The sequence below is a fragment of the Meiothermus sp. Pnk-1 genome (assembly GCF_003226535.1).
Lineage (GTDB): Bacteria > Deinococcota > Deinococci > Deinococcales > Thermaceae > Allomeiothermus.
The window spans coordinates 188,028-211,550 of sequence record NZ_QKOB01000002.1; the positions used below are offsets into that span (position 1 = coordinate 188,028).

Below are 23,523 nucleotides of genomic sequence, written 5' to 3' on the forward strand. Positions count from 1 at the left end.
GCAGATGAACTTTGGGCGGCCTGAACCTCAGCTATACTAAACCCAATATGCCGAGCTACCAATACAAAGCCCGCGACAAGCAGGGACGGATGATCTCGGCGGTAATCGAGGCCGACGACGTGCGGACTGCAGCCCGGACCCTGCGGGATAAGGGCTTCTATATCGCGGAGATTAAAGAACCCGGTAAAGGGCTTCAGGCGGAGATCAAGATCCCTGGGTTGGACCGGGGGCCGGGCCTCAAGGACCTGGCTATCTTCAGCCGCCAGCTCGCCACCATGCTCTCGGCGGGCTTGCCGATCGTGCAAGCTTTGGCGATTCTGGAAAAGCAAACCGAGAAAAAAACCTTTCAGGCCATCATCAAGGATGTCCGCACCGAGGTCGAGGGCGGAGCCTCCTTCAGCGAGGCTTTAGCCCGTCATCCCAAGCTCTTCAACCGCCTGTACATGAACCTGGTGCGGGCCGGGGAGACCTCGGGCAACCTGGACGCTATCTTGGACCGGCTCTCTACTTTCTTGGAGAAAGACCTCGAGCTGCGGGGCAAGATTAAGTCGGCGCTCACCTACCCCACCATCGTATTTGTGTTCGCCATCGGGGTGACCTACTTCTTGCTCACCGGGATTGTGCCGCAGTTTGCCAGCATCCTCACCTCCCTCAACGCCCAACTGCCCCCGCTGACCCGCTTTCTGATTGCGGTTTCGGATTTTCTAAAGTCGAGCGGGCTTTTCCTGCTGGTCCTGGCCGTAGCCGGATATTTTGCCTACCGCGCCTATTACCGCACCGAGCAGGGGCGGCGGGTCATCGATCGTTTCAAGTTGCGGATGCCGGTCTTCGGTGACCTGACCAAGAAGAGCTCGCTGGCCCGCTTCTCCCGCACCTTTGGGATTCTGATCAGCAGCGGCGTGAACATCGTGGAGTCGCTGGATATCACCAAGGGAACCGCCGGGAACGCTGTGGTGGAAGATGTGCTCGAGGAGACCAAGGTCACCATCCAAGCCGGGGAGCCGGTGCACTCGACGTTGCAAGCCTATCCGCAGGTGTTCCCGCCGATGGTGAGTTCGATGGTGGCTATCGGCGAGGAGACCGGGGCGCTCGATACCATGCTGCAAAAGATCGGCGACTTTTACGAGCGCGAGGTGAACGAGGCGGTCTCGAGCCTCACCGCCGCCATCGAACCGGTGATGATTATCTTCTTGGGGGTGATCGTGGGAATGATTGTGGCGGGGATGTTCCTGCCGCTGTTCCAGATCATCAGCACCCTTTCGGGGAGTCAATAGGCCAGCCAAGGCTTGGCCAGCGCGAGGATCCTCTGCGCCACAGCTTCTCCCACCGGCATCACCGAGAGGCGGTTCCCCCGCCGTAGCGTCCATAGCTCCTCGGGGGAGAAGTGGGCGCGCAACACCTCGAGCCCCAGCACGTTGGCAAAAGCCTGCACGAACTCCACCCGCACCGTCCACCAGCGAGGGTGATCAGGGCGGCTTCGGGGGTCAAAGTAGTCGGATCTGGGATCGAACTGGGTGGGGTCCACCACCTCGCTCTCGATCACCCTACACAGCCCGGCGATTCCCGGAGAGGCGGTGTTGGAATGATAGAAAAAGGCTAGGTCGCCTACTTGCATCGCACGCAAAAAGTTTCGCGCTTGGTAGTTGCGTACCCCGTCCCACACGGTGGTTTTCTGGCGCGCGAGGTCGTGGATGCTATATACCTCGGGTTCGGACTTCAACAACCAGTAGGCCATAACGTCTCTAGCTTAGTGCGTCGGCAACTTAGCCCACGTCCCAAACCGGAGCTTCTCCGCCCGAGAGGCCCGCACCCTGGATGAACCCCTCCACCAACGAGGCCGCCTCCGCTGGGTTCTCCCAGGGGGCTAGGTGGCCGCAGCCCTCCAGGCTCACCCGCACCGCGCCCAGGCCCCGCTCATTCGCGGGCACCCAGTCCGCCACTTCCTGAGCGTAGCGCGAAGGGGTGAACACATCCTCGGCCCCGACCCCTACCAACACCGGGCCTCTTAGCCGCCGCACAGCTTTTCGCCCATCGGGAAGTTCGAGCATTCCCCCGATCCACTGGCCTACGTCCAAGCCGGCTAGGCCCTCGGCCCAAGCGGCGATGGGCTGTTGGCCGTACTCGAGAAAATACGCCCCGAAGAACCAGGGCTTGGCCGCTTCCACAAACGCCGCGAGCCCTGTCGCGTGAGCGGTTCTTAGGGCTCGCAGCCGGGCCTCGAGCGCGGCATCCACCCGCACGATGGGGCTGAACACGCTCAGGCTGCGGGCCTCGCTCTCGGCGGCGAGGTGGATCGCGGCCCAGGAGGCTTCGGCGAAGGCGACCAGATGGGCGTGGCGCGGGACCCGCGCCCGCCACGCTTGGTACGCCTGGAGAGCGGTGGGGTAGCGCTCGAGTTCGCTGACGTCGAATCTCGAAAGCGCCCTGGCCAGCCCACGAAAGCCTGCGGGTGGGGCTAGATAACCGGGCATCAGGACGAGCTGCTCCACCCAAACAAGATCTCATGGTTTGGGAAAACAAACAGCGATTCAGCCCGCAGAAGTTCGCAGCTCTGCTCATTACCCTTGTGGGAAAGAACGACGGCTTTCGTGAAGTCGGCGCCTCCGGTAAACTCGTCATGTGCCGCAGCTGAACTTCCACAACCTTCCCAAAGAGACCCTGATCGAGACCCTGGGGATCCGTGTAACCGAAGCCAGCCCCGACCGGGTGGTGGCCGAGATGGAGGTGACCCCCAAGGTGCACCAGCCCTTCGGCTTTTTGCACGGCGGGGCTAGCGTGGCCCTGGCCGAGACCGTAGCCAGCATCGGGGCCTATCTGGCCGCCCCCGAAGGGCACACCTCGTTCGGGCTCGAGATCAACGCCAACCACCTCCGTTCGATGCAGTCCGGCAAGGTGAGGGCGGTGGCCACCCCGTTGCACCAGGGCCGCACCACCCACGTCTGGAGCATCGAGATCCGCGACGAGCAAGGCCGGCTGGTCTGCGTTTCCCGTTGTACGCTGGCCATCGTCCCTTTGGAGCGGCAACGCGGCAATTCCTAGACCCGGGCCGTTCTCGCTAACTTGTGGCGGCTTCCCTATGATGAAACCGGTCTTTGCTAAAGTCGGTATCTTCGGCATCGGGCTGCTGGGGGGATCGGTGGCGCTGGGCCTGCGCGAGCGCTTTTTGGCCGAGGAGGTGCACGCTTACGACGCCGACCCGAGCGCCCTCGAGGATGCCTTGGCCCTAGGGGTAGTGGACCGCACCCACACTGGGCTCGGTTCCTGGATCGAGGAACTCGATATGGGCGTCCTGGCCGCTCCCGTCCGGGCGTTGGCTGAACTCGGCCAGCAAGTGGCTCGCTTCACCCGCCCCGACAGCTTGTGGACCGACGTGGGCAGCGTCAAAGCCCCCATCGTGGCCGCGCTTTCTCCGGTGTTGCCCAACTTCGTGGGGGGGCATCCTATGGCCGGCAGCGAGAAGGCCGGAGTGGAGGCCGCCCACGCCGGGCTTTTGGAGAACGCCGTCTGGGTGCTGACCCCCACCCCAAAGACCCAACCCCAGGCCCTCGAGCGCCTGCGCGAACTGGTGCGCCACCTGGGGGCCTACCCGATGGACCTCTCTCCCGACCTGCATGACCGGCTGGTGGCCCGCGTCTCTCACCTCCCTTACCTGCTGGCGGTAGGGCTCAACCGAATGGTCGCTCAGGACGAGCACCGGGAGCTATTGATGTTTTTGGCGGCAGGGGGGTTCCGCGACCTGACCCGGGTGGCCTCGGGCTCCCCGCGCATGAGCCGGGACATGGTGGTGACCAACCGGGCGGCCCTGCGGGGGGCCATCGAAGACCTGCGGGCCATCTTGCTCGAGCTGGAAGAACAGCTCGAGGATCCCGAAACCCTCCTGGCCACCGCCGAGGAGGCCAAACGCACCCGCGACGCCTTGCCCATCGTCAAGCGCAGCCTGCTCCCGGTAATGCACGAGCTGGTGGTGCAGGTGCCGGACAAACCCGGCCAGATCGCCCGCGTCTCGACCGCTTTGGGCGAGGCCTACATCAACATCAAGCAGTTCGAGGTGCTGGCCATCCGCGACGAGGGCGGGGCCATCCGCATGGGCTTCGCCACGGCGGAAGAGCGCGAGGCGGCCCGGCGAATCCTGGAAAGCATCGGCTATCGGGTGCGCTGAGCCTCTTTTGGGTATCGCTCGAGCACCCTGCGCAAGCTGGGTCCCAGCCCGGCGATCAGGAAGGCCAGGTAGGCGAGGTCGAGCCCCCAAAGGGCTGCGAATAGACCTCCGGGCGGCGGGGCGTTGTGGGCGTGCCGGGCCACCATCCAGACCAGCAGCCAGGCCATCGGCAACACCGCCACGAGCGCCGCCCAGACGAAACCCCAAACCACCGACAGCGCTTCCCGGCGGGCTGCCGGGGGCAGCCGGAGCAGCCGCTCCTTGTGCGGGAGGTTGAGCCAAGCGAGGCGGGCTTCGTGCAGCGTCAGGGTCGATAGGGCGAGCACCAAGACGACGATCCCGCTGAAGATGAGGGGGATCTCGAGGAAGTGGGGCTTCGGCCCCCAGGCCGTCGCGTTGCCCCACAGGTCGAACCGGAGAGGAATCCGGTCGGGCAGTCGGCTGTACACCAGCAGGCTATAGACCCATAAACCCACCAGGGTGGTGCAATTCAGGGCGGCCAGCCACCGGTTGGACACAGCCTAAGGATACTAGGCCAGCTCGGGCAACACCTTGCCGGGGTTCAACCGCCCCTCGGGGTCTAGGTGGCGCTTGAGGTCCCAGAGGACGGCCAGGGTCTCCGGGTCCACCGCCTCGCGCATGAACTCGCGCTTCATCAGGCCGATGCCGTGTTCACCCGAGAGCACCCCGCCGTGGCGCAGCGCCACCCGCGCGACCTCGTGGGCCAGCTCCCATACCTTGTCTTCAGGGTCGGCTTTGGGGTCGTAGAGGATGTTGGGGTGGAGGTTGCCGTCGCCGATGTGGCCGAACTGCACCAAAGGAAGCCCGTACCGCTGGCCCAGGGCCTCGATCTCGCGCACCACCGCGGGGAGGGCGGAGCGCGGCACCGTGATGTCCTCGTTCATGCGCTTGGGGCGAATGCGCCCGATGGCCGGCGACACCGAGCGCCGCGCCTGCCAGAGCCCCTCGGCTTCCGCCGGGCTGTTCGCCAAGCGCACCACTCCCCCCGCGGCCCGGCAGGCCTGGGCCACCCACTCCAGCTCCTCCGTCACCACCTCGAGGTCGTCGCCGTCGGTGTCCACCAGCAGCAGCGCCGCCGCGTCCACCGGCAGGCCCAGGTGCAGGTAGTCCTCGACCGCGCGGATGCAGGCCCGGTCGAGAAATTCCAGCTTTGCCGGGACCGCCCCCGCCGCGATGGCCTGGGAGACGGCCTCGGCGGCCTGTCCCACCTCAGGGAAGTGGGCCATGAGGGTACGGGTGTGCTTGGGGAGGGGCTCGAGCCCCAGCGTGGCCTCGGTGATGAGGCCCAGCGTGCCCTCGCTGCCGATGAGCAGCCCCGGCAGGTCGTAGGCCTGGCGGCCCAGGCGGTGCACCTCGCCAAAGGCGTCCACGAACTCTAGCTCGCGCACATAGTCGCCGGTCACCCCTTTTTTGAAGCACATCGGGCCCCCGGCGTTCTCGGCTAGGTTGCCCCCCAGGGTGCTGGTGCGGAAGGAGGCCGGGTCAGGGGGGTAGTACAGCCCGTGGGGTCTGGCCCGCTCGCTGACCCAGGCCGTGACCACCCCCGGCTGGGCGATGGCGAGGCGGCGGAGGGGGTCGAGCTCGAGGCGGGTCATGCGGGTAAAAGCGACGACGATGCTCTCCCGCACCGGCACCGCCCCGCCCGATAGCCCGCTGGCCGCCCCCCGCGCCACCACCGGCAGGCCCACCGCCCGGGCCAGCCGCACCACCTCCACCACGTCCTGGGTGGTCTCGGGCAGCACCACCACGGTGGGGGTTTGGCCCACCGCGATGGCGTCGTAGCGATACATCTGTCGTTGGGGAAGCTCGAGGAAAACCTTACCCTTTCCCAACCGATCGGCAAACTCCCGAAACACACGGGGGGATGAAACGCCCACGGTCCCAGTCTAACAAACGGCGAAGCCAGGCCTAGCAGTCGAAGATGGGGACGCTGTACGAGGCTCGGGTCTGGCGGAAGCCGCTCTCAAAGGTAGCCTCGAGCACCAAATAGGCGTTTTCCGGAGGGCGTGAGGCGGTGGCAATTCCCTCTTTGCTCGCCAAGGTTGCGAAGGAGGGGATCTGGGCCGTTACCGAGATCAGGTTGCCCTCCTTATTCACGCTGGCGCTAAGGCTGCGCAGGTCGTAGCGGTTGCCGTCATCGGCCTGCCAGTAAGTGCGCCAGGAGACGAGGCTTCCTTGGAAGCTGAATCGGTACGCGACGGCGCTGGGACGGGCCATACAAAGGTAAGGGGATTCCAGGGTGAAGTTCGATATCCGCTCTCCCGACGGACCGGGGCCGGTCTCGCTCGAGGGTTGACAACCCGAGAGAAGGAATGCAATCAAGCTCAGGATCAATACAGCAGCAAATCTGAGCATGTTTTAATCATAGCATAGCCCCCGCACGCTGGCTTTAGCTTGGCTTTAGGCGGCCCGCGGGGGGTTGGCGACCCGGTGATCCGCTACCGGACGGAAGGGGGGTTGATCATGCCTCGTCCTCGTCCGCCTCGACCTCGCCCGCTTCCGGGTTGGTCTTCATGACCTCGCGCAGCACCGCGGTCGCGTAGGCCCCCTTGGGGAGGAAAAAGCTGACCCAGATGCCCTGGGGGTCTTCGCTTACGGACCACTCGGGGAGAGGAAAGCGGATCGCCCGGCGGGCTCCCTTGCGGGCTGCGAATTGCTCGCGGCGGAGGTCGTAGCGGGCCAGGATTTCGTCCTCGAGCGCGCGCGCTTCGGCCTCGGCCTCGAAGTATTTTTTCCCGTACAGTGGCCCCATCGCGCTGATCTCGAGCCGGGCGGCCCGGGGGTTCTCGAGTTCGGGGTCTACGACCACAAACTCCCCGCCGGAGTCGTGCTTTTTGGCTACGTCGCCGCGCACTACCCGGTCGTAGAGGCCGCGCCGCAGCCGCAGCGCCAGCCAGTCGTTGAAAAGGAGGCTTTGCAGGCTGGCGATGAGAAACTTCTTGAGCCAAGGGTTGCCCCGGCCCTTGCCCCGGCTCACCAGCTCATAACCTTTTTGCGGGTTCAGCCCGCCGATGCCGAAGCGCTGGGGGCCGAAGTAGTTCGGGACACCTTGGGCCTCGAGCCGCCGCAAGACCGCTTCCGCCAGGGGTTTGGCGTCCGCTGCGGCTACATCTCGGATCAGGATGCGAAAGCGGTTTCCCCGGAGGTGCCCGATGCGCAGCTTGTTGGTGTGTAGGCCCTGCTCGAGGACACGTACCCCAGGAAGCCCCTCGAGGCCCTTTACCCGCCCTTCGTACTTGGCCGGGATGCTAATCCATTGCCGCGTCAGGGCGCGTTTGTCCTTGAGCCCGGCCACGCCGATCCCCGCTTCGGGGATGGCCAGGGTGTCGCGGAGAAACTCGAAGACGGCTCGGGTGGTGAGCCCCTCCTTTTCCACCAACAAGTAGAGGTGCTCGCCTCGTCCCGAGGGCGTGTAGGCGGGGACTTCCTCCACCTGAAAATCTCGGTTTTCCCCGCGGATACGTCCCCCCGTTCCCGTTAGGTCGGCGCAGAGGTAGGGGTAACGGTCGAAGTCGAAGGTCAGCTCGGGAATCACCGCCTTATGCTACCCAAGCCTAGGGGGCGGTTGCTACCTGGCCCTCGAGGCTTCAGGATAGGGGAGATGTTTCGGCCTGAGGCTATACCTCACCCTATCGAGGCCCGCTTTTCCCGAGCCCTGGCCGAACTCGGGCTGCGAGGGTCGGTAGTGGTGGCGGTCTCGGGTGGAGGCGACTCGGTGGCGTTGCTCTACCTCCTAAAAGCCCTCGGCTTCGAAGCTATCGTGGCCCACTTCGACCATGCCCTACGGCCCAGCTCGGCTGAAGAGGCGGTTTGGGTGCAGCAGCTGGCGGAGGCGTTGGGTTATCCTTGCGAAGTCGAGCGGGTAGAGGTGCGCCGGATAGCCGAGCAGAAAAAGCGCAACCTCGAGGCTACCGCCCGCGAACTGCGCTACGCCTTCTTGAGCCGGGTGGCCAAAAAGTATCGCACCGAGGGCATCCTCACCGCCCATACCCAAAACGACCAAGCCGAGACGGTGTTGCTGCAACTGCTGCGGGGGACAGGCCGGGCCACGGGCATTCGCCAGCGACAGGGGAGGGTGATGCGACCCCTCCTGGGGTTTACCCGCGCCGAACTCCGCGACTACTTGCGGGCCAGGGGGGCAAGCTGGCTCGAGGACCCCACCAACCAGGACCTTACCTTAGACCGGAACTATCTCCGTCACGAGGTTCTGCCCCGGTTGGAGGCCCGCTTTGGCGGGGCGACGGGAGCGCTGGCCCGCTTTGCCGAGGTGCGCCAGGCGGAGGATCCGCTGCTCGAGGAGGCAGCCGCCCAGAGGCTCCTCCCCGACCGACGCTGGCCGGTCCCGGCCTATCGGGCGGCACCGCTCGAGGGCACGGCGCCGGGCCTGCGCCGCCGGGCCATCCGGCAGATCCTCGAGCGCCTCGGCCTCCACCCCGAGTCCCGACTTATCGAGGCTGTGGAGGCGGCGCTTGCAGGTCGCCCCCAAACCCTCCCCGGCGGGGTCGGGGTGCGCCGGAAAGGGGGCACGCTGTTTTTCCTGACCACAGCGGCCCCCCCGCTCGAACCCGGTTGGCGTACCCCGCAACCCGGGGATTACCTGGAGCTTCCCCTGGGACGCAAGCGGCTGGTGGAGTTTCTGGCCGAGCGGGGTCTTCCCGCCGAACTCAAGCGGGTCTGGCCGGTTCGGGCCGTAGGATCGCAGGTGCTCGAGGTCAGGGACCTTCACCCCGCGTCTCTTGACGAGCGTTTCATGGGCCTGGCCCTCTCCGAGGCCCGCGCGGCCGGTGGGCGCGGTGAAGTTCCCATCGGGGCGGTCTTGGTCCGGGGGGGAGAGGTGATCGCGAGGGCAGGGAACCGGGTCGAGGAGTTCCAAGACGCGACCGCCCACGCCGAACAGCTGGCGATTCGCGCTGCCCTCGAGGCCCTGGGCGAGAAGGTGCTGCCGGGCTCCACCCTCTACGTGACCCTCGAGCCCTGCCCGATGTGCTATGGGGCCATGCTCGAGGCGCAGGTCTCGCGGCTCGTGTATGGGGCGGAAAACCTCAAAGCCGGGGCTTTTACCGCTCACGGGTTGAAACCGCAGCTCGAGGTGGATGCTGGACGCCTAGAAGGAGGGTGTGCTAAACTTCTAAAGGCTTTTTTCGCGCCTCTGCGCCTTGGGGAGGGGTGCCAGAGCGGTTGAATGGGCCGGTCTCGAAAACCGGTATATCCCTTACGGGGTATCGCGGGTTCGAATCCCGCCCCCTCCGCCAGCAACGCAAAAACCCGCCCGTGCCATTCAAGGGCGGGTTTTCTTTTGACCCCTATTTGACCCCTACGGGCTACAGCGTTCATGGCTCCTTTTCGGGGGACGGGGTGGGCGGCTCTATAGCCATTCGTAGCATTCCCTCGCGCAAGTCCTCATCGTGTACCTTTTGGTAGATCTCGATGGAGACCCTAGGATCGGAATGCCCCCCTGCGACCGCGAGATCCTTGGGGGTGCGGAAGACCCGGGCGGCTTGGGTGAACCAGCTATGCCGCAAGTCATGTATGCGGAACTTGAGCAGTCTCTGCTTACGGGGATCGGAGTCCTCGAGCTTCCCGAATACCTCTTTGCGTACCCGGTCCCATATTTCGTTGATGGTCACCGGAGAGGTGGGCTTGCCCTTTCGGTTGGGAAAAAGCCAGCCCTGATCGGGGTAGCCTAAGCGTTTGCGTTCTTCCTCGAGTTGCCCCAGCCACCAGGTCACGATCTCAGCCCCAGCCGCTGGTAGGTACAGAGTGCGGCGCCCGGCCTTGGTCTTGAGCCGTTCTTTTACGGTAGGTTTGCCGTCCTCCACCACCACCTGGCGCCGGATGCGCACCTCCAGGTATTCTTTACCGGTATCCGGGTCCATCACAAAAGTGAGGTCCTCTTTGCGCAAGCCCAGCCCCTCTCCCCGCCGCAAGCCCAGGGCCAGATAGAGATAAAACAGGGCAAATAGCCGCCTTCGCTTGAGTTCGGCCAAAAGCGGTTCGCGGAACTCTGGTGGCAAAGCTTGCGAAACCGGCTCCCGGCGCATTCCCGGCTTGCGGGCTAATCGAGCCGGGTTGTGGGTGACCCCGGTCTGTTTGCGGTTCCTGAGAGCCCAGTCCAAACTCATGGCGATGAGGTTATGGCACTGCCGCACCGTGCTGGCTGAGCGGCGCTGGATCAAATCAAAGTAAAACCCCTCTAAGTGGTGCGGCTCGAGTTTGCGCAGGGGGATATGTCCTAAGGCTGCCGTGATGTGGCTCAGCAATTGCCGGTCTTTTTCTTTGGTGTTCTGCTGCAGTTCGGGATCGGCTTGGCGCAGTTTTACGAAGCGCTCGAGCCATTCTCCGAGAGTGACTTCCTCGCCCAGGGGCAGGGTGCCGGCCAAGCGCTCGGTGCGCAACCGGTCCATCTGAGCTACCACCTCGGCTTTGGTCTTGCCGTATACGCTCACCCTTCGCTGTTTGCCATCTACCATGCCTAGGGTGAGCCTTCCCTCCCAACGCCCATCCGGGCGCCTGCGAATCGAGCCCTCCCCATTAGAGCGAGCCCGGCCCATCTTTACTCCTGGGTGGTACCGAGGCGGGCTACTACCGAGCCCACTTCCTCTAGCGAGCGCCGGTCAGGGAGCTTGATTTGTAACCGATTTGGACCCCAACCCACCCCCAGCGGCTCATCTACCATCCCGATCACCAGGGCCTGCTCGGCGGGCCACCACCAGGCCTCCATAGGGCCGGGCTCGTCGGTTACCAGAACATAATCGCCCTCGGCTACGCTTTTGGGGTGGCGCAGGACAGCCTCAGAGACGAAAAAGTGTTCTAGCAGATGATATACACGTATGCGCCGCGCATCGGGGATCTCGCTAGCCGGGAAGCACACCCCAGCCCCGCCTAGCGCACGGTAACGGCTGTGGGGGGCCGCAGCCAGCGGGGAGTAGACCGGGAAATGGGCCATGGGCGACTCGAGACCCGGGATCTCTAGCCCGGTGAGTTCGGTGAACTGCTCCGGGGTGAGCTTCAGCGCGCGCAAAAACTGGGCGAACTGCAGGGAGTTGAGGTCGGTGGGGTCAAACCGTCCCCGAAACACGCCATATAGCCAGGAACGGCTCACCCCGGCTTTATCGGCCCACTCCTTGAGGTCTTTGTACTTACCGGGTCGGTCTCCCAATAGCTCATGCCGGATGTAGCGCTCGAGGGCTTCCCCCGCTCTCTTGCGCTTCTGGTTGACCTTAGCGACGCGCTCCAAATCTACCGGCGGAATATCGTGGCCGAAGCGGGCGATGAACTCTTCCCGGGTTAGACCCAGCCCCAGCAGCAGTCCCTGCAGGTTGCGCAGGGGGAGTTCAGCGGGGTCGCGCAAACCCCGGCATATAAGGCTCAGCAAGGGCTGGCTGATGAGCCCTCCCGAACGCAGGGCGACCCCCATCTGGCTGCTGTGCAACTCGTCCCGAATGTACTGCTCAATAGCTGAACCCAGTTTTTGTAAGTCTGTTTTCATTATGGATCTCCTTTAGAGACCACTAAGATACTACTTAGTAGTATATAAGCCCGACTAGATTCGTCAATCGCTTTAGCGATGGACTTGCATGAAAGTGTTTATTGTGTAGTATAGTACTAACATGCAGTACGAACCCAAAAACCCCCTCTTTGCCCGAACCAAAATCCGTTTCACCCATCTGGTTTCCGCAATCAAAATGTCCCGCCGTACCGCAACGAAAATGCTGCGCGCGCAGCGGTTGCCCAAGGCCGTCATCAACTGGATGGCGGCAGCAGAACTGGTTGCTGAGCGAGAAGGGGGACACCCCTGGGACAAACTCGAGGAAATGCGCAAATCACAATAGCCAACGGAGTCTGCCATGTCTGCCACACATGTTGCTCTGTACGACAGCAACCGCCGCGCCCTATATAGCTTCGCCGTACTCGATGGTGAAACCCCATCCTCGGCGGTAACGCGGGTGCGAGGGGGGGCCTCGGAGCGGTTGCGGGAGCTGATTGCCCGGGCGGATCGGGTGGATCTGCTGACCCATGACCCCCGGGAAAAAATGGGTTGGCGTCACGAGGTGCGGCCTGATCTGCTGGACCTGCTCAAGGGCGGTCAGACGCTCCTGCTTACCCTGGATGGAGGGATCTGATGGGCCTGGAGATATCCGCCCGGCTCGAGGGGCTGGATCAGGTACTCGAGCTGCTGGATGAGGTGCGCGCACTCCGTACCCTGCTCAGCGGGGGGCTACCGTTGAAAATGGTGTACACCGCGCGGGAATGGGCGGAGCGTACCTCGTACCCGGAATCGTTTATCAAACAGGAGTGCCGCGAGGGGCGCTTCCCCGGGGCCTACCAGGACCTCGGCAAAAACCGCTGGTTTATCCCTCATGAGGCCGGGGTGCGCTGGTTGGCCGCGCGCAAGGCTAAAGCGGTTCCGCAGCGCTAGTGTGCCCAGTATTTCATAGTGGGGTGTGCATGACAAACATCCGTCGCTCGTCTCGAGATCGGCGCGGTTTCGTGGTCTACAACGAGACCGCTAACGACCTCGAGCTAACCGCTGAAGCCCTGGGGGTCCTGGTCTATATCCTCTCCAAGCCCGATCACTGGCGGGTCAACGTGGCAGACCTGCAGAAACGCCGGGGGATGGGCCGGGATAAGGCCTACCGCATCATGCGTGAGCTGATTGCCAACCGCTATGCTCAGTTCGTCGAGTACTACGAGCCTAATGGCCAGGTAAAAGACGGCGAATACGTCATCTATGACGTGCGCCAACCCGAAGGGCTCGAGCCCAAAGTACGCCGCCCGATTACGGAAAAACCGGATACGGCTCAGCCGGATACGGCTCAGCCGGATACGGCTTTTCAGGAAGCGGATAGAATAACGTCCAGGACACCGCTTACTGAAAACCCGGATCCGGCTAACCCGGATACGGCTGAACCGGATCCGGCTAACCCGGAACATAGTATTAACCCAGTAGTAGTTAATACTGAAATTAAAAGCTCTCTCTCAAAGAGCGCGCGCGAAACAAAATCCGAAAAAGCTTCCCCTGCTCCAACCTCAACCCCTCGCGGCATGGGGGAAAAATCGTCAGGGGGTCAGCCCGCCGAGCCACCTCAGACCTCGGAAGATCTGCCCGGCGCGGCGGCTGGAACCACTCCAAAAGACGACCTCGAGGCCTGGGAGGCGACCTTCACCGGCTTCAAGCGGTCCCTAATCCTTGCGGCCCGGAAAGACCCTGCGGCCAGGCCGTACTATTTCACGCTAGCCCGCAAACACCGCCAGGCGCTGGGCTACGCCCTCGCTATGGGGGCCAAGCAGGGGTCTCGGGATACCGAGACGTTCCGCGCGTGGTTACCCGACCTGGTGCAGCACATCGAGCAATTCGGGGCGGATGCGGTAGCCTCCGCCCTGCAGGAATCCATCAAGCGGGCGGGCTCGAGCCCCTGGGGCTTTTATCTCAAGCTGCTAAGCGACAAGCCCGCTACCCCCCTCGCCCCCTCTGCCCCCGCCGTGGACTACAACGACCCCGCTGCGCGGGCTGAGCTATACAAACGCCTGCCCCTGGCTGGCGAGAAAAGGAGAGTGCGATGACCCTGTTTGCCAAAGACGTAGCCCCGCTGGAAACGGTACGCGCCTGGCGCGCTCAGCCCACCGAGTTTGACCCCCTCGAGCACGAGGCCTACTGCGATAACGGGATGGTGACCTATTGGCGTGAGGACGGCAGCACCGCGGGTTTGCGTTGCCCGGTGTGCGACTACCTCGCGAACTTCACCCGTTTGCGGGAGCGGATGCTCGCGGCGGGGATTGGCTCGATCTACCTCGATAAGGACTGGGATTCCCTAGCCCCGGTTCCCCCCTTCCCCCACCTCCAGGCGGTATGCGCCCGCCTGGATGAGGTGATCCTGCAGGGGCACAGCCTGCTGCTGCATGGGGAATCCGGCCAGGGGAAAACCCAGGCCGCGGTGCTGATCGCTAAAGAGGCAATCAAGCGGGGGTACTCCGTGGCGGTGGAAAACCTCGGGCAGCTCAGCATCCAGGTGATGGACGCCATCAAGGGCATAGGCGAGGACACCATGGGATCCACGGTGAGGCGCCTGCAGCAGGTAGATCTGCTGGTACTCGATGACCTGGGGGCGGGAGAAGGGGAGAGCCTGGGGATCGAGCGGCGCTTGGCCTATCTCATCCTGGAAGGGCGGCAAAAGATGCAGCGGCCCACCGTCGCTACCACCAACCTCGAGCTGCACGAACTGGGGGAAATGCTAGGGGCGCGCACCTTGCAGCGGCTCGAACCGCTAAAGGTGATCCGGGTCAACCACGGCACCAACTTTCGCCTGCAGGGAGGGAAAAGCGCATGGGACGAATAAGGGCCCTAGCCGCGTTTGCCCTGCTGGCCCTGCTCGGCTGCGTCGCGCTGTGGCAGGTAATGCCCCGCCCAGCTCAAGAACCCCTGGTAGTCGTACTTCCCCTCCCCCGTCCCAATCCCTCCTATCCAGGCGACCTTCGCGCCCTGCTCGAGCAAGCCGGTACCGCGTGCGCTCGAGCCATGTGGAATGGCCTAGGCAGCGTTGATTGGATCCCCGCCTTTTCCTGTAGGCTCGAGCGGCGGGGTGAGCGCTGGGGGATGCGCGCTATGTATCGCGGGCATCCCATCCCCGCCGCTCCCGGCTGGCCGGATACCTGGGTGAGCCTGTCCGGGGAAGAGTACCGGTTGCGGGAGTTGCCGTAAGCCTTGTCAACGGCTAGAACACTATGTAATAGTAATAACGAGGATCCCAATGCCCCCCACCCTTTGCCCCTTACCCCCGGCTGGCCTGCCCCCGACTCCCCCCATCTGGCAGCACCTGATCCGCTGGCACGAGTGGCTGAACCGCGCCGAGATGCCCCTGCTCGAGCGCCAGGTATGGGAGTTCAGCTATCGTATGCCCCCCGAGGCAGCCATTGCGCATATCCGCACCTGGCGGCCCCGGGGCGAGATCCGTAGCCGCGAGGCGTCGGAGTTCTGGGCGCACCACCGGGCCATGGCCCTCTACGCCCTGCTCGCCCGCCCTGGGACCTTCTCGGCGCTCGAGCGCGATTTGGGCCTTTCGCCCTCGGTGCTGTACCACCTGCTGGATGACTGGAAGATCAAGCACATCACCCTCGACCGCTTGCAGCGGATCCAGGCCGAGGGGCATCGGGGGGTCTATGAGGGGCAACTCTCCTGGGAAGGGGGGTGCTACCTGCTGCGCACCGATGACTGGCAGGTGCTGCAGGTGCGCTACACCCACTACGGCACCTGGGTGGTGGATGACGAAGGCGGGGAGCTGCTGCAGGGGATACACGCGGTGCGTGCGGCGGCCCTATCGGGATCGGCCCGCCTCAAAGGCGACCTCATCCCACTGCTGAGGGTGATCGGGGCCGAACGGGGGATGCGGTTGCTGCCCCACCCCAAAAAAAGCGGGGAATGGCTGATCCCGCGCGCTCTGCTCGAGGAGCTTTTTGGCCCCGAGACTATCGAACGGGTCTGCCGGGAACTCAACCTCTGCAACTGTGCCTTTTGGAGTGACGCCCGGCTGGGGTGCGGTATGGGCCATAAGGAACTCACGGGGCCTCGCTGCCCCGACTTTGGAGGATTGTCATGATTCGTGTTTCACGCAAAGCGTTGGTAGAGGCCGTGGGGCTGGTGGGTAGCATCATCCCCAAAGGGAATAAGGTCAACCCGCTGCTGGGCAACCTTTTCGTGCAGGCTAGCCCGGCGGGGATGCGGCTGTGGGGCTCGAATGGCGAGATCGACCTGGAAGTATCCCTCGAGGCGGAGGTGGAGCGGGAGTATCGGGCGCTGGTGCCCTATGCGCCCTTTCATGCTTTCCTGGCGGCCTTACGGGGCGATACGGTCAGCTTCAAGGAATCCGGTAGGCTCGAGCTGGAGAGCGAGGCCGCACGGGCCAGCTTTGCCACGATGAGCCCCGAAGAGTATCCGGCGCTGTTTGAGGGCTGGGTAGAACCCCAGATGACCCTGACCAATGCCGAACTGCTTTTTATCCTCAAGGCGGCCTATGCGGCTAGCACCGAGGAGTACCGGGGCATCTTCCGTGGGGTACAGCTGGAAAGCGGCGGCGGCAAGCTCAAGGCGGTGGCCTCGGACGGCTATCGCCTGGCCATGGCCTGGGTAGAGCATTCCGAACAAGCCGGGGTCTGCGTAATCCCCCGGGCCGTGGTGGGGATTTTGCAGCAGTTGGCTGAGCCTGGGGAGCGGGGGGCGCTGGGGTGGAATGAGCGGGGGATTTTTTACCGCTCCGGCCCGTATCGCCTCAGCGCGCGGCGGCTCGAGGGGGAGATGCCCGATTACAACCGGGTCATCCCCCAAGCCTTCGTGGCTAAACTCTCCCTCCCGCGCGAGGCCTTCCTGGAGTCGGTGCGGCGGGTCGCGGTGCTGGCTGATCCCGATAATCGCCGCCTGGATTTGCACCTGGACGACAAGATAACCCTCGGGGCGGAGGGGGATTGGGGGCGAAGCAGCGAGGTGATGCAGGGGGAATACCAAGGACCCACGCTGGCCTTCTCGGTCAGGGCTCCCTACCTGCTCGATGCGCTGAAGTATGCGGCGGATGCCGAGATCGTGACCCTGGACCTTTCCGGTCCCACCACGCCCTTCGTGGTACGCGGGGAAAGGACCATGGCCCTGATCGTGCCGCTGAGGGTGTAATGGGCCGCGCCTGGACTGAGGCCCAGGTGGACTACCTGCGGCGCAACTACAACCGCCTAGGACCCGTGGCCTGCGCGCATTCCCCGGTCCTGCAGGGGCGCAGCGTACACGCCATCCGCACCAAAGCGCAGCGGCTGGGCCTTTATTTCCACATCAACCCCCCTGAGGGGTACGTGCTGGCATCGGTGGTGGGGGCTGAGGCGGGGATGCCCTATGATCAATTGATTTTCCAGGCTATGGTGCGGGAAACCCTGCGGCTATGGGTGGAAGCCCTCTCCTGGCGCTATCTCCGCCGCCGCGCTAGGTGGATTCCCCCCCTCCCCCTCTTGCTCCAGATAAAGCGGGCCTGGGTGGTGCATGAGCGCCTTGCGGCGGCTTATATAGAGCAGATGGGGCGCTATCGAGCGGCGGTGGCCGCGGGGTATCTTTCGAGCCTCGAGGCCGCCCGCTATCTGGGACTGCATCGCGTTTCGCTGTTGCGGGGACTGGAAGGGCGGGGGGCTTATGGGGATCTGCTACGTACGATCAAGCACGTTTACTCCCCCGGCGGCTGGCTCGCGGTAGAACCCTACTCCCTCGAGCGCGCCCGCATTGGCATCGAAAAGCGCAAGCGTGCCGTTCTCGAGCGGGGCACCCCGGTAAAGGTGCTCGCCGCCGAGGCGGGGTGCCACCTGGCCTCAATCCACGACCGGCTTGCGGTGCGCAAGATTCCCGTTCAGCAGATCGTGCATCGGGGGCGGCGCATGGCGTTCGCGCTGGTGGAGGGGGCAGGCGAAGCCAATGCCTAAAGCCTCCACCCTCACCAAAAAGGGAAAGCCCCTCTCGAGCTACACCGGCACCGAGGATCAGCACAGCGTTTACCTGATGCACCAGTTGCGCCTCATGAGCGCCCGCTACCCCCTGCTGGCCTACGTCTATCACGTACCCAACGAGATGAATGTAGGCGACTGGGCGGCTGAGAAGGAAGAGATAGGGCGGCTCGAGCAGGCCCTGGGGTCGCGCAAGGCCGCCTACAGCGCGTCCTCCATGCGCCGCCGGAGGGTAGCCCGCTTGCGCAAGCAGGTAGCCAAAGGGGTAAAGCGGGGCGTACCGGATTATCACCTCAGCGCTAGCCGGGGGGGCTATGTCAGTCTATATGTCGAACTCAAGGTAGACCGCAATACCCTCTCCGAGGAACAGCTCGCCTACGCCGCCTTCGCGGTATCGGAGAACAACTTGGTGGCGGTGGCCTGGGATTGGTCCCGCGCCGCCGAGGTCTTCGAGTGGTATGCGGGCTTGCCCAAAGAGGGCCCGATCAGCCTGCCCGCCATCCCCAAGGTGCGCTGGCTCAACGCGATCCCGCCCGAAAAGTGGAAGAGCCCCCCGCCTCCCTAGGGGGAAGCGGCTTTCCCCCTTAGCCCCCCCGGGGGGGATACTGGGGTAGAACCTCCCCGCCCCTAGATCCCCCCAAAGGGGCGGGAACCCCCTAGCCCTAGGCTCGAGCCCGACTGCCCTATGCCCGAAATCAAATACAACCCCGATGGCACCCCCTTTGTCGAGACCATGCGGCTCGGACATGCGGAAGTGCAACGCTGTCAAGCCAAGAAACGCGACGGTTATCAATGCGGCCAGCCCGCGGCCAAAGGGACTCGAGTGTGCAAGATGCACGGGGCGGGAACCCGCAAGCGGGTGGAGCGCGGCGAGCGCAAGGACCCCCTTACGGTCAACACGGTCTTTGGGGTGTACGCCAAGAGCGGCAAAACCCGCATCTCCGAGATCCGCGAGGAACTCGAGCGGCTGTACCAGCAACAGGATATCGAGAACACCGATCCCGACCTCATCGTGGTGCGCGCGGTGCTCAAGATGCTCCTCGAGCAGGAAGACCGCGTAGCTCAGGCCGCGCTAACCCTCGAGGACGCTTCCAAGCTCGTAGAAGGCCAGCTCGAGGCCCTGCGGCTGTCCCCCGACCTCGAGACCATCGCCGTAGTCGCCAAGGCCGCCCGCGATGTGTCCCAGGCCTATGGACTGCTGGAAAACTACTCGCGCATCGTCTCGGATCACGCCTATCGGGTCATCAAGGCGGTGGAATCGCGCGCTACTACCCGGGCCAAGACCGCCGAGGCCAAGGCCCTAGAAAAGTTCCTCGAGCTAAGCGCCCTGCTTTCGAGCATCCTGCGGGAAACGCTCGAGCCAGAGCAGTACGAAATAGTCTACGCCCGCTTCAAAAACGAGGTAATGGCCCAGCTACAGCCTCCCGGCGGTTAGTGCAAAAGAAAACCCCCGCACCAGCGGGGGATATAAGTCTCGGGAAAGCCGCAACAACGGGTTCGAGCCGGGCGCAAGGCACACGCGCTCGAGATCGGTTGGGGTGGAGGTCTTTCAAGGTTCACGAGCCGCGCAGGCTCTTTCGCCTATTCCGCCCGGCGTCCACCGGATTTCGCCTCGCCCTTTCCTGAGCGTTCGCCGTACCCCCGCGCCTTTCGGGCTCTCACCGAGGCCCCCTCAACTTTCGGCTGTTCGACCGCCTTTCGGGCGGGCTAGGGGGTAACCCGGATACGGTTTGCAGGTACGGCTAGGTGCGTTTTCGGCGCCCATCAGCCCGTATCGTGGGCCAGTCCAATCCGTCCGCGTTTGCGCACTCGAGCTTTGGCCTCGGTGCCGCACCCCGGCGCTCGGGGAGGACTCGCTCGAGGGCCGGGGTCTCTGGTGCGCCCAGGGCGGCTTATCTGATCGTCCCGGCGGGGCTCGAGGGCCCTCGAACCCAAACTAGCACAACTTTCTATACTTGTCTATAAGGTAATAAAGTATACTCAAGCCATGAACGGTCTGCTCCCCTTAGACCTCCTCGCGGCGCATCTGGCAGGGGATTTCCTGCTGCAAAGCGACTGGATGGCTGCAAACAAACTACGCTGCTGGCGGGCTCGAGCCCTCCATGTAGCCACCTATGCGGCTGCCTTTCTGCCGGTGCTAGCCCTGCACTGGCCGGGCCTCGGCAGGGCGCTGCTCTTCCTCGGGCTCTTGGCGCTAAGCCATTTCCTTACCGACTCCCGGAGATGGTCTACCGGGGAGACCTGGCCGGCCAAGCCCATCGTGGTGGATCAGGTCTTGCACGTAATCGAGTTGGCTATTTTGGCGAGGCTTTTTGGATAACTGAACACACGAGGTAGGGCCATGTACGACGCAACCGATGATCTAGACAAACTCCTAGCCCAACCCGAGGACCCCCGTGAGGCGGTAGAGCGGGCCGCGCGGGCGCTTACAACCGCGCGGATGGGGATAGGGAAGGGCCTGCCGCTGCCCGAGCCGGTGCAAGGCGAGATCGAATGGCCGGAAGACCTCACCCTCATCGCGCCCGAGCAGATCGGGCGGATGCTGGGCTTGCTGGCCGGGCATACCGCCTATGCCGAGAGCGAACTGGCCGCGGCTGAGGTCCAGGTGATGCTGCTCGAGTACCAAGAAGGGCTCGAGCGGGCCTTGTTCCAGGGGGATAGGGGAGAGTGGGAGACCAGCCCCCAGGGGCGGCACTATGGGGTGGCGTTGCTGCAATGGCGGGCTCGAGCCCGGCTCCTGCGGGGCCTCATCCGGGGCTATGAGTCCCGCTACGCCGCCCTCTCGCGCGAGCTGACCCGGCGCGGAATAGGCTGGGGCCAGGTGGGGAAGGGGTAGGGATGCTGCCCTACGAAAATCGCTTGGTGCAGGGGTTCCTCGAGCGGATAGCTCCCCCCACGCCGGAGTTTTCCCCGGAAGAGCTGGCTACCCTCGAGAGCTTCGCCCGGGCCTCGGGGATTCGCCCTGAAGGCCCCGGCGGGCCGCCGTTCAGCCTGGAAGGTCGGGAGTACATGCAACCGCTGTATGACGAGCGGCGGGAGGATCCCTATTACCGGCTGGTGATCATGAAGTCGGCGCAGCTCGGCCTGACCATCCATGAACTCTACCGGGGGGCCTGGTTCACTGCCGATGCCCGGCGGCGGGTCAACGTGGGCTTTTTCTTCCCCTCGCAGAACGCGGTGTATGACCTATCGGCCTCCCGCTTCAAGCCGATGTTCCAGAATGCTAGCCGCATGATGCGCCTGGCCGATGCCGGGGGGCTAGCGCGGGTGGATGTGGTGCGCTTTGGGGTTTCGGTGATGCGCTTCCGTGGCATGAAGTCGGGAGTGAGCATGGATTCGGTGCCCCTCGATGCGCTCCTCTTCGATGAGGTGCGGCTGATGAGCCGTGCGGCTATCGAGCGGGTGCAAAAGCGCGTGCTCGAGTCCAAGCACGTATCCCCCACCGGCCTCAAGGGGATCATCCAGCTCGGGAGCACGGCGGGATTCCCGGATTCGGATATTCACGCCTACTTCCTGCAGTCCGATCAGCACTGGTTCATGACCCGCTGCCCGGGGCCGCTGTGCGAAAACCGTCACGGCTTCAACCTGGCTCAGGCCTGGGTGGATACCCAGGGGGCGGTGGTCAACGCCAGCGATCCTGCCGATCTGCACTACCGCTGCCCGCGCTGTGGGCGGCGCATAGAACACGTCCTGGAGGGCGATTGGGAGCGGCTGGGGCCAGCCGATGCGGAATGGCGGGGCTACCAGATGAACCGTACCCTCAAGGGGCCGCGGGAGCTGCCCCAGCTATGGCGCAACTTCCAGACCATGGTAGTGGGTGGAGTCAACCCGGCGGAGTTCTACAACTCCGACCTGGGCCTGCCCCACAAAGACCCCAATGCGGTGATCGTCACCGCGGCGGTATTCAACGAGGGGAAACAGGTGGATCCCGACTACCACTGGCCGCTCGAGCCCGAACGGCCTCCCAGGGCCGCCGCGCGGGCCTTCGGCATAGACCAAAAGCCGGGGCAAAAGCACGTCCTCATCGCAGAGTGGGGGCCTAACGGGCGTATCTATCCGGTACACCTGGAGATAGTGGAAGAGGAAGGGGTGGATGAGCGGGGCAAGGATCGGGCGGTAGAGCGTACTGTAGCCATCCTGCGGCAATGGAATGTGGATGTGGGGGTGGTGGACGCCGAGCCGTCGTTTGATTACGCCCTCGGGGTAGCCCAGCGGATGCCCAGGGGAGCGGTATGGCTGGCGGATTATCTCGACGACCGCGACCAGCCCCTAGAGTGGAGCGACCAGCGCGGGAGTGAGAAAATTAGCCTCTCCAAGCGGGAAGCCAAGTACGAGTACTGGGTCAAGATCGACCGCTACAAGCACCTGCTGCAGGCGTTCACCCTTTTCCGGCATCATCGGGTGGCGGTGCCGGTGGACCTCGAGCGCAAGGGACAAGAGCTATGGGTAGACGGCACCCGGAAATGGGTATCCCTGGGAGATGAATGGCGGCGGCACATGGGGAACATCGCCCGCACCTCGCTCCCCCGCCGCCGCAAACATCCCGAGACCGGCGAGATCATCGATGAGGGCAAGTTCAGCTACACCTTCCGGCACCTCTCGGTTGAGCCCGACTTTGCCCACGCCTGGGGCTTTTGTGTGGCCGCCCTGATGCGGGACGCGGGGTCAACCCAGATGGTTCCTACTACCCCTCCTCCTACCCACCGCACCGGAACCCTGCAAGACCAGCTCCCCGAGGCGCTGCGCCCGGTAGCCCTGGCCAAGAAGGTGGACAAGACCTGCTCGAGCTGTCAGTTTTTCACGCCCAATCCGAATGGGCAGGGCCTGGGGCGGTGCGAGAGCCCCACCCTGCGGCGGGCAATGGGGATCCCTGTTGAGGGCGTGCTATCCACCGCCCCCACCCACAGCAACTGCGCGCATTGGAAAAAGCGCTAGGGCCCGCGGGCGAAATCGAAAAGGGTTAAGCTCCGGGTGACGTTGCTCCAGATCGCCTCGAAGCGGGGGACTTTAGCTAGAGCCGCCCCCTCGCCGCGCAACATTGAACCGCGAATCCGCCCAGCGGCATGGGATGCGGTGGGGATGACGATCTTGTGCCATCCGGCATCCTCCAAGGGCTTGTAGATGGGGTGGTCGTAGCCAGACAACACTGCCTTGCCCTGGATATTGAGCAAAAGCTGCACCAGGGCTTGGTGGTGCTCGTCGTCGGCTTCGTGGGCGTAGCCGCCATGATTTCTCGTTTGAAGCACATACGGCGGGTCAATGTAAAATAAAGTATTTGGCGTGTCCCAGTAGCGGATGCACTCCAGGGCGTCTATGGAGTCTATTTGCACCCGCATGAGCCGGTCGTGCCAGGAGGCGAGGAGCTTGAGCCGCCCCCGCCATCTATTTGTTGTTTCAGCCATGCCCCGATTCGATGCGGTGAGCACCCGGCTCCAATTGCCCTCGCAGGTCGCTTCGCCACTGAATCCCTGGTTCTGCGCCACAAAGAACGCCCAGGCCCGGTCCAGGTCGGAAGCGCTGGGATCTTGCAGGATCGCCAGAGCCCGGCGGAACTCCGCCCTGGAGTAGGGGGTCCAGACAAGGCGGTGGGCCAATTCCTCGAATTTGGCCCGGTCCTGCAGCACCCGGAATAGGGTGACGATGCGGTCGTCGAGGTCGTTGAGGACCTCGACCGGATAGGGCTCGGTCAGGTGCCAGAACACCGAGGCCGCCCCGGCGTAGGGTTCGACGTAGGTGGTGGCCTTGGGGAGCAAAGGGATGATGCGCTGAGCTAGATTCCCCTTGCCGCCGAACCATCGGAAAGGGGCCATCGCTCGGCTAGGCGGAGGGATCGCTTCGAGTATTTCGTCTATAGAGATAGCGCTTTCTTCCATGTT

At 64.0% G+C, this 23,523-nt stretch carries 27 protein-coding genes and 1 tRNA gene; 19 read left to right on the top strand and 9 right to left on the bottom strand.

Annotated features, from left to right (window positions below):
- Window positions 1-47: 47 nt before the first annotated feature.
- A complete protein-coding gene (locus DNA98_RS03695) occupies window positions 48-1,274 on the top strand; it encodes a type II secretion system F family protein (protein WP_110525916.1) in 1,227 nt (408 codons plus the stop codon).
- On the opposite strand, the gene DNA98_RS03700 is transcribed toward DNA98_RS03695, so the two are convergent.
- Together DNA98_RS03700 and DNA98_RS03705 are read right to left on the bottom strand one after the other, a co-directional pair.
- Entirely contained in the window at window positions 1,268-1,735 is a 468-nt protein-coding gene (locus DNA98_RS03700) for an EVE domain-containing protein (RefSeq protein ID WP_110525919.1), read from the bottom strand. The genes DNA98_RS03695 and DNA98_RS03700 overlap by 7 nt on opposite strands.
- Window positions 1,736-1,763: 28 nt before the next feature.
- Window positions 1,764-2,489 carry an alpha/beta fold hydrolase gene (locus DNA98_RS03705; RefSeq protein ID WP_233493065.1) on the bottom strand — a complete coding sequence of 242 codons (726 nt, stop codon included), beginning with the start codon at window positions 2,487-2,489 and terminating at the stop codon, window positions 1,764-1,766.
- A 139-nt stretch (window positions 2,490-2,628) separates the two neighbouring features.
- On the opposite strand from DNA98_RS03705, the gene DNA98_RS03710 reads away from it, so the two are divergent.
- Window positions 2,629-3,039 (top strand): hotdog fold thioesterase, encoded by a 411-nt coding sequence (locus tag DNA98_RS03710; RefSeq protein ID WP_174719997.1) that lies wholly within the window; start codon window positions 2,629-2,631, stop codon window positions 3,037-3,039.
- Between the two features lie 40 nt (window positions 3,040-3,079).
- Window positions 3,080-4,159 carry a prephenate dehydrogenase/arogenate dehydrogenase family protein gene (locus tag DNA98_RS03715; protein ID WP_110526522.1) on the top strand — a complete coding sequence of 360 codons (1,080 nt, stop codon included), beginning with the start codon at window positions 3,080-3,082 and terminating at the stop codon, window positions 4,157-4,159.
- On the opposite strand, the gene DNA98_RS03720 is transcribed toward DNA98_RS03715, so the two are convergent.
- The 4 genes from DNA98_RS03720 to truD all read right to left on the bottom strand — a co-directional run bounded on the left by DNA98_RS03720 (window position 4,144) and on the right by truD (window position 7,715).
- Entirely contained in the window at window positions 4,144-4,677 is a 534-nt protein-coding gene (locus DNA98_RS03720; protein WP_110525925.1) for a DUF1648 domain-containing protein, read from the bottom strand. The two genes, DNA98_RS03715 and DNA98_RS03720, sit on opposite strands and share 16 nt — an antisense overlap.
- Window positions 4,678-4,689: 12 nt before the next feature.
- Complete coding sequence (locus DNA98_RS03725) at window positions 4,690-6,036, bottom strand: FAD-binding oxidoreductase (RefSeq protein WP_110525928.1); 1,347 nt, start codon at window positions 6,034-6,036, stop codon at window positions 4,690-4,692.
- Between the two features lie 52 nt (window positions 6,037-6,088).
- Window positions 6,089-6,397 (bottom strand): hypothetical protein, encoded by a 309-nt coding sequence (locus tag DNA98_RS03730; RefSeq protein WP_110525931.1) that lies wholly within the window; start codon window positions 6,395-6,397, stop codon window positions 6,089-6,091.
- A gap of 244 nt (window positions 6,398-6,641) precedes the next feature.
- Window positions 6,642-7,715, bottom strand: a complete 1,074-nt coding sequence (gene truD / locus DNA98_RS03735) for a tRNA pseudouridine(13) synthase TruD (protein ID WP_110525934.1) — start codon at window positions 7,713-7,715, stop codon at window positions 6,642-6,644.
- A 66-nt stretch (window positions 7,716-7,781) separates the two neighbouring features.
- Between truD and tilS the strand changes: the two genes are divergently transcribed.
- Both tilS and DNA98_RS03745 read left to right on the top strand, forming a co-directional pair.
- On the top strand, window positions 7,782-9,362 hold the full coding sequence (tilS, locus tag DNA98_RS03740) for a tRNA lysidine(34) synthetase TilS (protein WP_110525936.1): 1,581 nt from the start codon (window positions 7,782-7,784) through the stop codon (window positions 9,360-9,362).
- Window positions 9,341-9,432, top strand: a tRNA-Ser gene (locus tag DNA98_RS03745). The genes tilS and DNA98_RS03745 overlap by 22 nt, the downstream gene beginning before the upstream one ends.
- Before the next feature lie 78 nt (window positions 9,433-9,510).
- Here DNA98_RS03745 and DNA98_RS03750 read toward each other — a convergent pair.
- Together DNA98_RS03750 and DNA98_RS03755 are read right to left on the bottom strand one after the other, a co-directional pair.
- Complete coding sequence (locus tag DNA98_RS03750; RefSeq protein ID WP_110525939.1) at window positions 9,511-10,731, bottom strand: tyrosine-type recombinase/integrase; 1,221 nt, start codon at window positions 10,729-10,731, stop codon at window positions 9,511-9,513.
- Window positions 10,732-10,733: 2 nt separating this feature from the next.
- Window positions 10,734-11,669, bottom strand: coding sequence for a hypothetical protein (locus DNA98_RS03755; protein ID WP_110525942.1), 936 nt, complete (start codon window positions 11,667-11,669; stop codon window positions 10,734-10,736).
- Window positions 11,670-11,790: 121 nt separating this feature from the next.
- Here DNA98_RS03755 and DNA98_RS03760 point away from each other — a divergent pair, with 121 nt between their 5' ends.
- The 14 genes from DNA98_RS03760 (at window position 11,791) to DNA98_RS03820 (ending at window position 22,582) form a co-directional block, all read left to right on the top strand.
- Complete coding sequence (locus DNA98_RS03760) at window positions 11,791-12,012, top strand: hypothetical protein (protein ID WP_110525945.1); 222 nt, start codon at window positions 11,791-11,793, stop codon at window positions 12,010-12,012.
- Window positions 12,013-12,027: 15 nt separating this feature from the next.
- Window positions 12,028-12,303, top strand: a complete 276-nt coding sequence (locus tag DNA98_RS17600; protein ID WP_146237971.1) for a hypothetical protein — start codon at window positions 12,028-12,030, stop codon at window positions 12,301-12,303.
- Window positions 12,303-12,599, top strand: coding sequence for a hypothetical protein (locus DNA98_RS03765; protein WP_110525947.1), 297 nt, complete (start codon window positions 12,303-12,305; stop codon window positions 12,597-12,599). Before DNA98_RS17600 ends, DNA98_RS03765 begins: the two co-directional genes overlap by 1 nt.
- A 29-nt stretch (window positions 12,600-12,628) precedes the next feature.
- Entirely contained in the window at window positions 12,629-13,744 is a 1,116-nt protein-coding gene (locus tag DNA98_RS17605) for a hypothetical protein (RefSeq protein WP_146237972.1), read from the top strand.
- On the top strand, window positions 13,741-14,517 hold the full coding sequence (locus DNA98_RS03780) for an ATP-binding protein (protein ID WP_110525955.1): 777 nt from the start codon (window positions 13,741-13,743) through the stop codon (window positions 14,515-14,517). Before DNA98_RS17605 ends, DNA98_RS03780 begins: the two co-directional genes overlap by 4 nt.
- Window positions 14,505-14,879 (top strand): hypothetical protein, encoded by a 375-nt coding sequence (locus DNA98_RS17610; RefSeq protein ID WP_146237973.1) that lies wholly within the window; start codon window positions 14,505-14,507, stop codon window positions 14,877-14,879. The genes DNA98_RS03780 and DNA98_RS17610 overlap by 13 nt, the downstream gene beginning before the upstream one ends.
- Before the next feature lie 49 nt (window positions 14,880-14,928).
- Window positions 14,929-15,774 (top strand): hypothetical protein, encoded by an 846-nt coding sequence (locus DNA98_RS03785; protein ID WP_110525959.1) that lies wholly within the window; start codon window positions 14,929-14,931, stop codon window positions 15,772-15,774.
- Window positions 15,771-16,838, top strand: coding sequence for a DNA polymerase III subunit beta (gene dnaN, locus DNA98_RS03790; protein WP_110525962.1), 1,068 nt, complete (start codon window positions 15,771-15,773; stop codon window positions 16,836-16,838). The genes DNA98_RS03785 and dnaN overlap by 4 nt, the downstream gene beginning before the upstream one ends.
- Window positions 16,838-17,626: a hypothetical protein gene (locus DNA98_RS03795; RefSeq protein ID WP_110525965.1), complete on the top strand. Its 789-nt coding sequence runs from the start codon at window positions 16,838-16,840 to the stop codon at window positions 17,624-17,626. The genes dnaN and DNA98_RS03795 overlap by 1 nt, the downstream gene beginning before the upstream one ends.
- On the top strand, window positions 17,619-18,212 hold the full coding sequence (locus DNA98_RS03800) for a hypothetical protein (RefSeq protein WP_110525968.1): 594 nt from the start codon (window positions 17,619-17,621) through the stop codon (window positions 18,210-18,212). Before DNA98_RS03795 ends, DNA98_RS03800 begins: the two co-directional genes overlap by 8 nt.
- 120 nt (window positions 18,213-18,332) lie before the next feature.
- Window positions 18,333-19,082 (top strand): hypothetical protein, encoded by a 750-nt coding sequence (locus DNA98_RS03805; protein ID WP_110525971.1) that lies wholly within the window; start codon window positions 18,333-18,335, stop codon window positions 19,080-19,082.
- A 552-nt stretch (window positions 19,083-19,634) separates the two neighbouring features.
- Complete coding sequence (locus DNA98_RS03810) at window positions 19,635-19,967, top strand: DUF3307 domain-containing protein (RefSeq protein ID WP_110525974.1); 333 nt, start codon at window positions 19,635-19,637, stop codon at window positions 19,965-19,967.
- 21 nt (window positions 19,968-19,988) lie between these two features.
- Window positions 19,989-20,483: a hypothetical protein gene (locus DNA98_RS03815; RefSeq protein ID WP_110525977.1), complete on the top strand. Its 495-nt coding sequence runs from the start codon at window positions 19,989-19,991 to the stop codon at window positions 20,481-20,483.
- Between the two features lie 2 nt (window positions 20,484-20,485).
- The gene (locus DNA98_RS03820; RefSeq protein ID WP_110525980.1) at window positions 20,486-22,582 is read left to right on the top strand and encodes a phage terminase large subunit family protein; all 2,097 of its coding nucleotides are present in this window, start codon (window positions 20,486-20,488) and stop codon (window positions 22,580-22,582) included.
- Here the strand turns inward: DNA98_RS03820 and DNA98_RS03825 are convergent.
- Window positions 22,579-23,520, bottom strand: a complete 942-nt coding sequence (locus DNA98_RS03825; RefSeq protein WP_110525983.1) for a DNA adenine methylase — start codon at window positions 23,518-23,520, stop codon at window positions 22,579-22,581. The genes DNA98_RS03820 and DNA98_RS03825 overlap by 4 nt on opposite strands.
- Between the last annotated feature and the right edge of the window lie 3 nt (window positions 23,521-23,523).